The organism is Pseudodesulfovibrio piezophilus C1TLV30 (assembly GCF_000341895.1).
In the GTDB taxonomy this organism is placed as follows: domain Bacteria; phylum Desulfobacterota; class Desulfovibrionia; order Desulfovibrionales; family Desulfovibrionaceae; genus Pseudodesulfovibrio; species Pseudodesulfovibrio piezophilus.
Genome location: NC_020409.1, coordinates 589,352 through 603,926, shown reverse-complemented (window position 1 = coordinate 603,926; position 14,575 = coordinate 589,352). Strand labels below are relative to the sequence as shown.

Genomic DNA, 14,575 nt, shown 5'->3' with positions numbered 1-14,575 from the left:
GCCTTACCCATCCTGTTTTTTCCTGGACAATGGAAGATGAACGAAAAATTCCGCACCGTGGTGTTCTCGATTGGCTGCGCGAAAATCTCCGTTCATATCTTTGATTATTTTATAGGAAATAGAGAGTCCAAGCCCAACTCCGATGCCTTCTTTTTTTGTTGTTACAAAAGGTTCAAAAATGCGTTTGTCTACCTGTTCAGAAATGCCGGGACCGTTATCCCAGACATGGATTTTGGCTCGCTCTTTTACCTGCCGAAGACTGACGCCGATAATTGGTTTTTCTGTCTCCTGGAGGGCATCCAGAGCATTTCTGAAAAGATTGATAAGGACTTGCTCCAGGCGAACACGGTCACCGATAATATAGACGGGGTCATCCGACATATTTAAATCAAGTTCACAGTTTTCCACATGAAACTGATGCTTCATTAAAGTCAAAGATTCTTGAATCGCGAGGCGAAGGTCAAATTCACTTTTCTTATCAGAGGATTTACGTGCAAAAGATTTCAATTGTCCTGTAACTTTTCCCATTCGGTCGCCGAGTTCAGAGACCTTCTGCAAAGTTGGGTCAAGGTCCTCAGTTTTCCCCCGCTTCAGCATCAATCGACAACTTGCAATGTATGTTTTGACAGCGGCAATCGGTTGGTTCAACTCATGGGCTATAGCTGTCGCCATTTCACCAAGGGCTGCCAATTTACCCGCTTGAACAAGTTCTTCCTGCGCAGCACGAAGTTCGTGTTCCGTTCGTTTGCGCTCTTCAACCTCAAGTGCCAGTTTTTTATTGATGTCGCGGATATGTCCGGCTTCAATGGCTTGCAACCTGGAGAAACGTTTTTGCTGGCGTTCTCGAAAAAAAAGTCGAGTAAGAATGGCAAGACCAATCAGGACGAATGAAGTCAGAGATGTTCCAAGGGTGCGTTCCCATAGCTGACCTTGGGGCATGAGATAGCTGATAGTCCAATCCATACCGGGAATAGATCTGGAATTTTCCAGGAAGCGTTCATTACCAATACTCACTTCACGGGCAAAACCAAGACGGACTGTGGTTTTCGAAGACAATGGTCTAAGTTTGAATTCGGGGTATTGCTCTCGATCATGTATTATTTTTAGAGTTGCCTTGGAGAGAGGAGCTAATGTTCTGTATTTCCATGCTGGTCGACTGGCCAAAACAATCACACCGCTTGAGTCAGCCACAAAGAGGGTTTCTCCTCCTTCCTGCCATATATTCTCTAAGGGGGATAAGACTATTTTGGCGACAGCGACACCGACGACCTCATCTCCGCTGCGTACCGGATGTGAGATATAGAAACCAGGCTCTCCGATCGTGATACCAACACCAAAGAATTTGCCCTGCATACTTTGCATAGCGTCTTGAAAATATGGTCGAAAACTGAGGTCAAGGCCGAGAAAATTTTTCTCTTCACGCCAGTTGCTCGCGGCAATGACGACTCCCTGTTTGTTAATGACATAGAGTACTGATGAACCGGCTATGGTGTTTGCTTTTTCCAGGAATTGGCTCACGGACTGTGGGGAGCCTCCGTCTTTAAGCAGGCGAGCGACCATGCCTGTTTCGGAAATAAGGTAGGGAAGATACTCAAATTTTTTAAGTTCTGATTTGAGTGTACTTTCATACAAATTGAGTCGTTCCGTAGAGACTCTTTCCAGATCATGTAAGTAATCATACTGGACAAGGAGGGCTACTCCAAAAGGAATTCCTAGAAGAATCAATGCACAAATCACAAAAGGAATTGTTCGAATGTTGATACTTCTCAGAAAATTCATTGATAAACCTGATCCAAATTTAAACTGCGTGTTAAGACCGATAGGCTAAAATCCGCTCAATACTTCTGATGGTGTTTGATTCTTTTGATCCGTTGTTTAACTAAGTATCTTTCATAACAATGTTTTTAATCTATAATTCATTTACCTATTATGAGATTAAAGCAAGATTGATACCGATTAGTAACAATAATTTCATCGGGCAGGAAAGTTCTTGGAGAGAATAACGGATTGATCGGGAGAAAACCAGACCGCAGCGGTTGTTGGATAATATTTATCGAGGAATTCCTGTCCATTGATCGGCCCCATGATAAAGAGTGTGGTAGCCAAAGCGTCCGCACGTTCTGCGGTGTCGGAGATGACAGTGACTCCGATGGATTGGTGCGCTGAGAGCATAGTGGAAGGGTTAATAATATGATGTCGTCGTTCACTCCCTTTTTTGTCTTCGAATGTGACATATTGTTGATAATCACCTGAACCGCAGACGCCTTGTTCTCGAATGGCGAGCGTGCCGAAGAGCTTTTTATCACGAGGATGACGGATTCCAATGTGCCATTCTCGGTCTCCAAAGCAATAAAAGTCTCCGCCTGCTTCGACTATTCCGGATTTGATACCTTGTTTTTTTAAAACGGTCACTGCGGTATCTATTATTGTCCCTTTGGCAATTCCCCCCATATCGAGTGCCATCCCCATCCTGGCAAGGCGGATTCTCTTTCCTGAAGTATCTATCTCAATAAGTCTGTAATCAACGAGTCCTTTCTTCTTTTCTGCAAGATGCGTATCCAGTGCATAGTAGATTGGGGATGTTGTTAAAGCACCGACCGAAGGATCAAAGATTCCTTGTGATTGTCTGCTGATGACCAATGTTCTCATGATGAGGCCAAAAGACCTCTGTGATGGTTTGACCCAGCCATGGCCTGCATCTCGATTAATTCTTCCGATGGATCCATGAGGACTGCGAAAGTCGAAGTCCTGCTGAAGCGCACGCATGGTCGTAAGGGTTTTTCGAGCGGCATCATCTGCTTTTTTTTGACTGTCAGCGACGAGGGTCAGATTGACAATGGTGCCCATAGCAACATCGGTGAATTGGTATATTCCATCATTTATATGGGAATCTTTTTGCAAAAGCACCTTACTCCTGACGGCTGCTGGAATAATCAGAAATAGAGCTAAAGTTAGTGCAACTCCCCATGCGATTCCTCTGCCAAAATGAAAGTGACTCTGAAGTGCAGAGCACAGTAATGGAACACAAGAAAGTGCGCCTAGAGTGGCTGCAATTTGGAGAACAGGATTGATAGAGTGTAGTTCCGGAATAAGAAAGCCGCCAAGCAATGGGCCAATCAGAAAACCGAGACCTGCTGCCAGGTGAGCGGTCCCAAAAATCTTACCTTGTTGTAACGATATATCGGATGCCATTGACATTGATGCCGGAACAGAAAGAGCGGCACCTATGCCCATCGTTGATCCAAGGGTGATAAATTGCCAGGAGGTTTCGGCTTCTCCAAGAAAAAACATGGCTAAGGAACTTAACAGCATGCCACAAATTGTCATATGCAGATCAGGCTTGTGTTCAGCAAATCTGTTTATTGCCAGAAGTCCGAGGCAGGTTGCCAGGCCAGGAATGGCAAAAAGGAGGGCGATCTTGATGCCTCTGCCTAGAATTATACTCAGTAATATTGGGTAGAAAGCAGCCAGAAATCCAATTCCAATAGTACGGCCACCAATAGCAATTAAGAGCGCAAGGGTCTGTAATCCGAAGGAAAAAGATGTGTGTTGTTTTGAAGGAGATACTGTCGTTGTTGTTTGTTTTGGGAGTAAAAAGATGCTGACAAGGCAGCTCAGCCCCATGCATATCGACAAGCCTATTAAAATGGGCTGAACTGATCCTTTGATATAAAATATCCCTCCAATCAGGGGGCCGATGAAAAGAGCTATATGATATGAGAAGGCGTGAAATGCAAAAGAGCGTGGAAGTGATTTCCTGGCAATATTACTTCCCAAAATGGCCATTCCGACTGGTTTTATAAGTCCGGAAATGAGTCCTAAGGAGAATTGGACAAAATAAAGAACCTCTAAGTCATTTTTCAAGAGTGCGAAGAGTGGAATAAGACAACCGGCTAAAGTCGCACAGATCAGCACAGGCTTTGGTCCGAATTTATCAGCGGCAGCTCCACTGAGAGGTGCCGCCAAGAGTTTGGCAAAATAATATCCGGCAAAGGCACTCCCAAGCCAAGCTCCACTAATTTTCTCATCCAGACTCATAAGTGGAACTACAAAAGAAAAAAGGCCAATGCCTAACGAGGTGAAAAAGCCGATAGCCATGACCACTGTAAGCAGTCTAAATTTATTGGATGGCAATTGGGAGTGCACTCTATCCATATGAATATTTTTTAGGTATAGGTTTAATTAAACTGACTTAACAGAATGTTTTTTAAATAATTTTTCAATATGAACCCCCTGCAGTTTTATAGAACCTGTATTGTTCATATTTGCGTTATCTCTTTCTTTCCTGCCTATCATTCTGGCAGGCACATGTTCTGTCCGTTCATGATGGTTCCTGTCAATCTTTTGTGTTCTCTGCGTTAGTGACACAAATGTCCAGATTTTAGAATTCTAGGGTTTGAAAAAAGATTTTACAGCCCATCTAAATAAAGAGAAGAGCTATGAAGGTGTTCTTTTTGACAAAGCCTTATGGTAAAAAAAGTCTGCTTGAAAGATTTGATTCTGTTTTAAATATAACCGGAAAAATTCTGATCGTTTCAGGGGGAGCCGGTATCGGCAAGAGAGTCGTTATGCGAGAGTTGGGACAACCTCTTGTTGAGTGAAAAGTTGTGTGTCAGGGACAAATTTAATCAATATCGACATTGGCAACAAGCATATAATCAGATGAAGGATGGGGAGCGAAGGTCAAGCTGGCGATCATGGAAGATCATGCTGAAGGGGGGATATTTAGGTTCCAGTGAATCAGGTATGAGTACATAGTTTTTGTCTCTATTTCATACCGATATTTCTGCTGATGGCGGGTCGTAAAAGAAAATTGTCTCAATTGACTCCACAAGGAAACGTTGAGTGGAGCGATGCCGTTAGTCGTATGTTACAGATAAATAAATGGCAGTTCTTGACGCTCTTTAGAATCAACTTTCGGGGAAATGGCCTCTTTATATGAGCCAGTCATGATTATATTGTCAAAACAACTGCCTACTGCGCTATATTAAGCGGGTGTAGGTTCAGATTTACACCCGCTTAGTAACAGAATAGCAGTATTAGATTCCGTCTTCTCTGGACTGATGCCCCGGCCCTGCGTCAAGTTCAACTTCATAGGGCTTATCGGGACGTTCGAAAGTGCATAGCCCAAACTCATCCGTTCGTCCTTTCCAGATGAGAGCGTTATCTTCTTTACTGTAGAGATTGACTGCGATGCCAGCACCCATGACACCATTTGAAAACATTCCTTCAAGTTCGACCATGTTGTCTCCGTCATCGCTCAGAGTAAAATATAGTGTATGGGCGTGAGCATTAAAGCATAAGAACAATATGAAAAGTGGAATAAGTACGGTAGTAATTTTCATGTTTAAGTCCTCCAGGAGCAGTGACTATGTATAATTAATTAATGAGGGAGACGGCTAAACTCGTGAATCAATCCAATGTTTTTTTAGCAGTTGATGAAGGTCTCATAATGGGGCGATATTTTTCCCCGAAGAAAGAGCCCACTGTGTTCGAGAAGTAGTGCCATCCCATTGGGTGAGTTCAATCCAAATTTCGACGCCTTCAAGTTGCCGGGGAAGGCGAAGTGGGGCAAACGCTATTTTTTCAGCTCCTTTAACTCGAACGCCTCGCGCACTTGACCCTTTGGCTTTCGTTAAACCGATGAGTATGGTGCGTGCATCCTCGAATAGACCTCCCTCAATATTGGGGAAAACCATTAAACGCCCGCCTGGCTGTATCGGGTTGATAGCATCATTTCTAGGGCCAGCCTTGATTCGTAATGAAACATTGAATGGGCCTGCTTGTTGAGAAGAGAATGCTTGTTGTGGAAGTGCTGGCTTTGGTTGGCCCATTGAAACCATATGCATATAACCAGCGATCAAAGCGACGAGCACCAGCACGTTGATATATTTGAAAAGTCCCATGGGACCGCCCCAAGGTTTACCCCAATGCCAGACCTTTCTCCAGCCAAGTTGCTTTATTGATTGCCGTGTACGCTTGAGTGAAAAATAAAGCCCTGAGACTGAGAGGAAGCAAGTTCCGAGACCGCAAAGAAACCAGATGCCTTTCATGATCATTTGAGCAGGCCAACCCCAGTTCTTCGGCAGTAATTCTCCATGATGTAACTGGCTCATTCCTTGAAAAGCGTATTGACTCAAAGAGAGATCCTCGGACAAATTGGCTCCGATAATTTCAGATGTAAAAGGGTTGATGGATATGGAATTAGAGTCTTTGCCATGAAGATATTCATCTCGATCGCCGTAAACAACAAAGGGCATATTCAGATTCATCGGGGGCATGATACCAGTAATGGTCATATCTGGATACGCAGAGAGAACAACGGATATGAGGTGGGCCCCGCTTTGCCGATGAGGTGTTTGTGGGCCGAGTGCATCAAGGTCCGCTTGGCTGATATTATGAGGTGAAGGTTGGGTCTCTATTATATTGGGCACTAGGCCGAGGTGAGCAAGAGGGAAGTTGTAAAAATACCAACTTCCAGTCAAACTGATAATAAGCAAGAATCCAATCGACCACAATCCAATAAGCCTATGGAGATCACCAAGCAGTATACGTGTGCCGCGTTTAAAGCGGGGGATTTTGAAGAGAGATTTCCAGAACCGTTTGTAGATAATTAATCCGGAAATCGTGATTGCGAGCAATAATACTCCACAGAAATTGACAACGTAAAAACCGAATAATCCTTGAAAGAGTACTGCGTGCATGCGCGCTATGAAGCTGTGTACAGTCATATCAGGTATTTCACCAATTATTTTTGCAGTATAGGGGTCAATGCTGACTGTACGACGCTTGTTGTCTGGGAAAATGATCGTTGTCTTGGCAGGAGCATATCGATCATGGGCGGCCATATCTATATATGTTATCCCCATTCCGGGATAAGCCTGAGTTACAGCATCATATATGGCTCCTGGGTTGATTTTACCTACCCCTTTTTGGGGGAGAGATAGCCGCATTTCAGGGTATATCAATTGATCCATTTCCGGAGCAAAAACAGCCAGAGTTCCGGAAAAAAGGACAAGAGAGAGAAGGATAAAGAACCACAATCCTGCAGCAGAATGGATGGCCGATGCGATTCGCACCGCGGGTCCTTTGACCCGCGGTTTTGTTTGAATTGTATTTTTTGATAATGACATTGAGAGTCCTCTGTCTAAAAGCTATACTTTATGCCAACACCAAATTTTCGAGGATTGCCGACAATTGCTCGTCCAACCGTCAGTTCACTGATTGTATAAAATGAATCAAATACATTGTTGACATATCCATAGACGGTAAACGGGTCGTATTCATAACTGGCCTGGAGATCGACAACAGCATAATCTCCTGCGGAAAGACTATCGTTGGTATCTTCGCTTTTATATTCTCCCACATAACGTGCGCGGCCACCGATGGTTAGATTTTTAATAAGTTCATAATCAGCACCGAGAGACAAAGTAATGGATGGAGAGCGCATGAATGAAGCACCTTCAGCATCTATGCCACCAGCATCATCGAATTTTTTAATCTCGGTTTGAAGAAGGCCGAGCCCTGAGTAGATGTGGAGCTTCTCTGTGGGGAGATAGTCAGCACTTAATTCAAGACCGTAGCTCACAGCTTCTTCAGCATTGGCGATTCCATAAACAGCGCTGCCATAGAAATCTCCGGCAAGATAATTGAGTTGGTAATCGGAGTAATCTGCGTAGAAGATATTGGTGTTAAGGACGAGTCGGTTTTCAAGTAACTTGATACGGGAGAATATCTCATAGTTCCATACTGTTTCTTCATCGAAGTAGTTTGTTGAGCCATCTGACCACAGAAGTGTCACTCCACCAGGGTTGAACCCTCGTGAAACAAGTGCACCAATTCTGACATTATCAGATACATCATACCCGATCGATATTTTTGGAAGAATAGATTCAAAAGTTTTGTCATATTCCATGTCTATGTTGTATAGACTCCCGCCAACAGTTGCGCCTGACCGGTCCTGCCGGTCTTGCTCATACCGAACCCCCATTGTCAGATCCAACCGGTCCGTGATATCGTAATTCACTTCAGTGTAGAGTCCGAGACTCGTTTGCAAATCATCAAAAGTCCCTTCTCCTGCAAGGCTGTAATTGAGGTATTCATCACTATTGGTGTGTTGGTAAAAGACCCCCATAAGCCCTGACAATCCGGATTCCTGATTTTCCCAATGCAATGTAGTCTCATTGGATACTTCATCTTTTTCCGATTTGGCTTTCCCAGATGTTGGGAGATCAACATAGCGATTGCTGTCAATGTCGGAGTATGAAAAACGGTTGCTGAGCTTTATTGAATCTGAAAATTCATATGAAACATCATGTATTCCTGTCGTCGCGATCAGACGTCTTGACGGCAGATTCGTAGAGATAGACTTCAAGTCTTTGATGGAGCCTGTTGTTTTGACATACTCAGCCTGTGGTGCCTCATTTCGAGTGCTTCCGAGAGTGAATTTCATTCTCAATTCAGGAAGACTCGTGGGCTCCCACAAGACCTTTCCTCGAATAACGCCGTTGAGAAAGGTATTAGGGTCTGGTCCATAATCCGACGTCGGCTGAATATCAATGAAACTGTCACTTCGTTGAAGATCTGCAGACAGAAGAATGGCAAGTTGGTCTTCCACAAGAGGGCCTGAAGCTGATGCTGAGATTCTGCCGCTTTTATAATCACCGTACTCGGCCTGTGCTTTGAAATGTGGTTCATATGTAGGATCGGAGGTGACAACATGAATGGCACCAGCAATAGAGTTTACTCCCTGAGAAGTGGTTTGTGGACCTCGGAAAACCTCGACTCTTTGAACATCCCATACAGAGGTGGCCCCAAATATGAATTCATCGAAACTGACAGAGCGTCCATCAACTGTGATAGTAGCCCTCGGCCGAGAGCCTCCAAAGAAGGCATAGACTCCACTTAATGGGCCACCCGCTTTAACACCTCGGATTGTTGGCCCTTCATTGCTGTTTCCTCCCAGGTCAACGTTTGGAATAGTTTGAAGGATGTCGTCAACTTCTTTGAAAGAAGGGGTTTTCTCTATGTCTTCACCTGAAACGACTGCAGTGGACGCCGCAGTCTCATACAGTGTGCGTTCCGACCGTTCCCCGGTGACTATGACGGGAGCAAGTTGAAGTCCCTGTTCTTCATTCTTATCCGAGGCTTTGGATGAGGAGGACGTCTCTGTATTGGTCAAGATGACCTTTTTTTTGAGAAGAATAGACCCGTTAGATGAATGCTGCCTCTCAAGTCCAGAGTCTTGAAGCAGTTGGTTGATTGCTTGCTCAATAGAGAGCCGCCCGGAGACTGGTGGTGCAATTTTATCTCGAAGAATATCACTCGGTGCAACTATAGTTACTCCATATGTTTTACCAACTGATACCAAGGATTCTTGAAGAGACTGCTGTGGCAAGTCTAATTCACGATACTCATCTTGAGCTAGTGCTTGAGTGGCTAATAGTGTGATGAATAAAAAAAAGAAAGTTGCTATAAAAGAGTTGCATTTTGGTACAGTAATAGTCGAAGTTACCACGTGATTTTCCTCCTCAGGAAGTGTTAGCTGATGCGGTTTGAGTCGCATCTACTGTATAAGACGCCCGAGAAGAGGGAGATGTAACCATAGGCTGAGTAAAAAGTGATATCTAAAGAAAATTAATTAAAAGCACTATAAATACGTAAGCTCTCGGTTGAGGATTCAAGCCGAATCGGCAAGATCTCTGTTAGAGTCTGGAGCGTTTTATCAACATCGTTACTATTGAATGTGGCAGTTATTTTTATATTTGCAACGAGCGCATCATGGATACTGATTTTTCGGCTTTGGTATCTGTTCATATCCGCTACGATTTCCGATAAAGGTGTGTCGATATATGCTAGAATATTGTTTCTCCATAGACCAATGCTTTGAGGCTGGATGTGAGTAACTGGCTGTAAACCTTTTTCAGCCAGGATTGTCAGTTGTTCGCCAGCCTTCAGAATCTTGGATTGTACAAGAGGGGAGTGTGATGTTGGAGGCTGGGGGGGCTTTGTTCTATCCAAAGGAGAAATCTTTTGTAAAGCTGTTACGCTTACCACTCCCTCTCTGACTGCAACCTGTATTCTTTGGGTATTATGACGAACATCAAATATTGTGCCATGAACTGTGATTTGATGTTCTCCGGACACGACGATAAAAGGTCTTTTCGGATCTTTCGCTACTTCATAAAATGCTTCACCGGTACTCATTTGTATATGTCTGCTTGTTCGAGTGAAGGTGACCTTGACTGATGTGTCAGCACCCAGCGTTATCCGGCTGCCGTCGGCAAGGTGAAGAGTCTTTTTTTCTCCTATTCCAGTGGCGAAGATCTCCCCCGAATACGAGGGAAAAAGTATAATTTGGGGAAAACAAAGAAATACAAGCAGTACGAGCGCGCACACTCCTCCAAGACCATAGAACGCTGGCTTTGATTTTTTATTAATACACTCGTGTATTCTCCACACGACGGATCTGGTCCGTTCTCGCCATGTTGGAATGAAAAAAGAATCATCAAGAGATTCTTGTTTTAAGAATTCCAGATCCTGCCAAAATTTTTCAACTTGCTCATAGGCCTCTTTATGCAGTGGGTTTTCTTCGAGCCATTTGACAAATGCGTTTTTGTCCACGGTGGAAACGTGATCATCCGCCAAAGTTGCGCGCCACTGACAGGCTACGTTTATGATATTTGCGTCAATCTCATGCATAGTTACTTTTTTGTGCTGCTTCTGAGTTCATTATGCAATGCAGTGTAGAGATCGGAGGTAGCTCTGGCAACATGTTTGCTGACTGCTGGGCGAGATATTCCCAATTTTTCTGAGGCTTTGGTGTGGCTTAATCCTTCGATTCTTGTTAAAATAAATGCTCTGCGTCGTTGCTCTGGCATTTGGCGAAGTGTCTGTACAGCCAGCCCAATCTGTTCTTTCCCTTCTAAAATACGTTCAGGAGTTAAAGGGTATTCTTCTTCCTGCCCATAGAGATTCTTTGTTTCTGCATGATATTTGGTAGCCAATCGTTTTGAACGTATATCGGAAATAGCGATATTATGTGCTGTGCGCCAGAGGAATGCCTTGATGTTGCCAATGGGTCCCGGATTTTTTCTAGTCGCTATTTTTTCAAAAGCATTTTGGGCTATGTCTTCTGCTTGTTGTGGGCATGAACGGAATTGTGTTTTTAGGTACAAAACCAATGAATCAAAACTCGCTCTATACAATTTCTTGAAGGAGTCGTCATAATTAATGCAGAGAACTTCTGCATTTCTTTTGTCCTTATTGTTCAAAATGATCCGCCATATCTTCGTTTGAAACAATGATAATGAAATTCAAAATCAACTAAATGGTTGATAGATAAATGTCAATCAAGATTCGACTCATTCAGGAACTAAAAGATTCTGTACGAGTGGTTTCATTTATAACCTCTTATAATGATTTTTATCGGGGGGTGCGCATGGCAAATTTACGCCAATTCATGAATTGGAAAATAAACAAGAGACAAAGGCAATGACAGACATGTGAGACCAGTATGGAGAACCAAATTCCTTCAGAATTGAGCCAGATAATCTGGCATGAAAAGTAGGCTAAGGGTATTCTGATAAACCAGGCTGTAATACCAAACGAGATCATCGTATAAAAGGTTGCTCCAGCCCCATTCATAATTCCTCCTAGAATCATTGCTCCGACTGTAAAGGGAGTGGCTGGGAGTACATATGACAAGTATGAGAGAGTATTTTTTTGAACGATCGCATCCGGTGCAATGAAATCCAAAATAGGGACACGAAAGTTCCATAGACAGAGCGCTGCCAACGTTATGACCGCGGTTCCGACCCCGAGGATGTTCAGAGCAATTTTCTGTGCTTTATCGTGTTGGCCTTTTCCCAGAGTTTGCCCAATGAGGATGGATGCTGTTAGGTTTAAGGCGAATGCTGGCATGAGCAAAATGGATTCAATGCGCATACCTGCTGCAAAACCAGCAAGTGGCCCCACATGTTCAACGGGAAGATATCTGATTATGATGTAAAGAATTATATAGCTTCCCTGCCATAAGATTTGTGTCATCGCAGCTGGCCATGCGTAGCTATAGAGGCATCTCCACGCAATGCGTATCCAGCGTAGAGGTGGGAAGAGTGGGAAGACTAAAAGTCCTGTCCGATACATATTATGAACATTACAAATGGCTCCCAAAGTGACTGAACAGAATGTTGCCCAGGCTACCCCCCTATATCCCAAATAGGGAAATCCCCAGAGTCCTAACCCGAGTCCAAAATCCAAAATCCCATTAAGCGAAGTAATAAGACACATAGAGTAGAGTGGGAACTTGACTTTTTTGTACGCCTGAAAAATGGCATTTGTGCTTAACAATAAATAGTAGGCAGGCAGTACGTAAAGATAGACACTTAGAAAATATGCAGTAATTGGGAGAATGGATTCTGGAACGTTAAGTATTTGTAGGAAGGCATTTTTAGCCACGCTGAATACGATGGTAAAAAAAATACCGAAGCTGATTGCAAGGATAAAAAGAAGACTAGTATAACGTTCTACTCGCTTTCGTTGTCCTGCGCCCAACGATTGAGATATGATTGCAACAGCTCCGCTTGATATTGCTGTCGCAATGATCAAAAAGAAAAAAATGGAAATTGAAATTAACCCCAGAGAGGCTTGGACCTCCTTGTTTATGTGGCCTGCAACAACAATATCAGCTAGTGCCACTAGGAACTGAGCGAGCATCATCAAAAGTTGAGGCCATGTGAGGGCAATTATTTCTTTTAATGAATCAAGATAGTTAATAGAAGAATTGTGAGCTTTAAAGTCAATATTCATTAATAAGTCGAAGGGGTAAGGTTGTGGAATAGTCCAGTATGTTAATTTTTATGTAAAATAGATAGGGGAGTGATAGGGTACGATCATATAATTATGACGCATAATGAACTGGTATTGTAACCAGATGGAAAGAAATTGAATGCATTTATGCAGACCAAAGCGAATACTTTGTCACGATTGGGGTAACTAAAATTTGATTATAACATAATAATATCAGTGACTTTAGGATGCACGCTAAGAGAGGCGTATTGAGATGCGTCTTAAGTAAAATTTTACTTCCAGTTATCTCGAGAAATAGGCAAAAGAAAGCCTCTATCACCATTGAGTTTTCAAAGACAACAGGGGCTTTTATCTCCATGGCGGAGAGGGGTGGGATTCAAGCCTTGATCCCTGTGTCTCCTGGAATCATTGATATTTTCAGTTCTTGTGTCGGTGTGACAGTTGGCAAGTTGAGATTTAGCGTTCGATAGCAATTGAGCAACTTTTTAAGCCATCCTAGTTGATATGAGAAGTGGGTCTAAGAAACTGGACCACAGTATAAGGGGGGACATATGATAGCCGAAGGAGGCTTTTCGATGTCCAAGAAGAGAAGAAGATTTACTGCTGAATTCAAAGCCCGTGTAGCCCTCGACGCTTTGTCTGGCGAGCACACACTTTCCGAGCTGGCCAGCAAGTATGGAGTTCACACCAACCAGATATCCACGTGGAAACGACAAGCCAAAGAAGGTATTGTCGCGTCATTTTCTGGCAAGGCAGAGAAGAGCCAGCAAATGGACGATGCACATATCAAGGATCTGCACGCTAAGATCGGCCAACTTCTGATCGAGAAGGATTTTTTGCAACAAGCCTTCGCCAAAATCTGAGCTGCGAGCGAAGGCGTGAAGTCGTCGACAAAGAGCATCCACAACTCAGCGTCCGGCGACAATGCAGAATCCTCAAACTGCAACGCTCAACATACTATTATCAGCCGATTGGCGAATCATCGTATAACTTGGAGTTGATGAAACGCATCGACGAGTTGTTCATGGAGCTACCATTTTTCGGCTCACGCCAGATGCGCAACATTCTGCGGGATGAAAGGCATCTGGTTGGCCGTGGTCGTGTGAGACGACTTATGCGCAAGATGGGCTTGATGGCGATTTACCAAAAACCGAGGACGAGTGATCCTCATCCACAGCACAAAATATATCCGTATTTGTTGCGGAACATGAAGATCACAAAGCCAAATCAAGTTTGGTGTACCGACATTACTTACATTCCGATGAAACGAGGCTTCTTGTATCTCGTGGCAATCATGGATTGGCATAGCCGGGCAGTATTGTCGTGGCGTTTGTCGAATACGATGGAGGCCGACTTTTGTGTCGTAGCTTTGGAGGATGCGATCAACCGTTATGGAGAACCTGAGATATTCAACACAGACCAGGGGAGCCAGTTCACCAGCTATGAATTCACAAAGACTCTGCGGGATGCTGGCATCCGCATTTCAATGGATGGCCGAGGACGCTGGATGGATAACGTCATGATCGAACGACTCTGGAAGTCTTTGAAATACGAATGTGTCTACTTGCGGGAACTGGAGACAGGAAGTGAGCTGCGGAGTGCCTTGGCCTGGTGGTTTAACTTCTACAATAATTGGGGTCCTTCTTAAGACCTTTGACGGACGCAAGCCGATGGAGATATATCAAAGCGGTCCCATCCCAGAGGGGGTACCCCCTCTGGGATGGACCCACAAGGCGGCGTAACACGTAAAACTGTCCACCTTAAA

At 43.9% G+C, this 14,575-nt stretch carries 8 protein-coding genes and 1 pseudogene; 1 reads left to right on the top strand and 8 read right to left on the bottom strand.

What is annotated here, in order from left to right; genetic code table 11:
- Positions 1–3: 3 nt before the first annotated feature.
- From BN4_RS02975 to BN4_RS02935, 8 genes are all read right to left on the bottom strand, one after another.
- Complete coding sequence (locus BN4_RS02975; RefSeq protein WP_015413869.1) at positions 4–1,779, bottom strand: sensor histidine kinase; 1,776 nt, start codon at positions 1,777–1,779, stop codon at positions 4–6.
- A 192-nt stretch (positions 1,780–1,971) separates the two neighbouring features.
- Positions 1,972–4,155: an MFS transporter gene (locus BN4_RS02970; protein ID WP_015413868.1), complete on the bottom strand. Its 2,184-nt coding sequence runs from the start codon at positions 4,153–4,155 to the stop codon at positions 1,972–1,974.
- A gap of 884 nt (positions 4,156–5,039) precedes the next feature.
- On the bottom strand, positions 5,040–5,243 hold the full coding sequence (locus BN4_RS02965) for a hypothetical protein (protein WP_051053210.1): 204 nt from the start codon (positions 5,241–5,243) through the stop codon (positions 5,040–5,042).
- Between the two features lie 204 nt (positions 5,244–5,447).
- Complete coding sequence (locus BN4_RS02960) at positions 5,448–7,079, bottom strand: PepSY-associated TM helix domain-containing protein (RefSeq protein WP_157871249.1); 1,632 nt, start codon at positions 7,077–7,079, stop codon at positions 5,448–5,450.
- A gap of 68 nt (positions 7,080–7,147) precedes the next feature.
- Positions 7,148–9,181, bottom strand: coding sequence for a TonB-dependent receptor (locus BN4_RS02955; RefSeq protein WP_162138609.1), 2,034 nt, complete (start codon positions 9,179–9,181; stop codon positions 7,148–7,150).
- Positions 9,182–9,636: 455 nt separating this feature from the next.
- Complete coding sequence (locus BN4_RS16995; protein ID WP_015413863.1) at positions 9,637–10,701, bottom strand: FecR family protein; 1,065 nt, start codon at positions 10,699–10,701, stop codon at positions 9,637–9,639.
- A 2-nt stretch (positions 10,702–10,703) separates the two neighbouring features.
- The gene (locus tag BN4_RS02940; RefSeq protein ID WP_015413862.1) at positions 10,704–11,273 is read right to left on the bottom strand and encodes an RNA polymerase sigma factor; all 570 of its coding nucleotides are present in this window, start codon (positions 11,271–11,273) and stop codon (positions 10,704–10,706) included.
- 151 nt (positions 11,274–11,424) lie between these two features.
- Positions 11,425–12,810: an MATE family efflux transporter gene (locus BN4_RS02935; RefSeq protein ID WP_015413861.1), complete on the bottom strand. Its 1,386-nt coding sequence runs from the start codon at positions 12,808–12,810 to the stop codon at positions 11,425–11,427.
- A gap of 575 nt (positions 12,811–13,385) precedes the next feature.
- Between BN4_RS02935 and BN4_RS17620 the strand changes: the two are divergent.
- Positions 13,386–14,552 (top strand): annotated as a pseudogene (locus tag BN4_RS17620) (IS3 family transposase).
- The last annotated feature ends 23 nt before the right edge of the window (positions 14,553–14,575 follow it).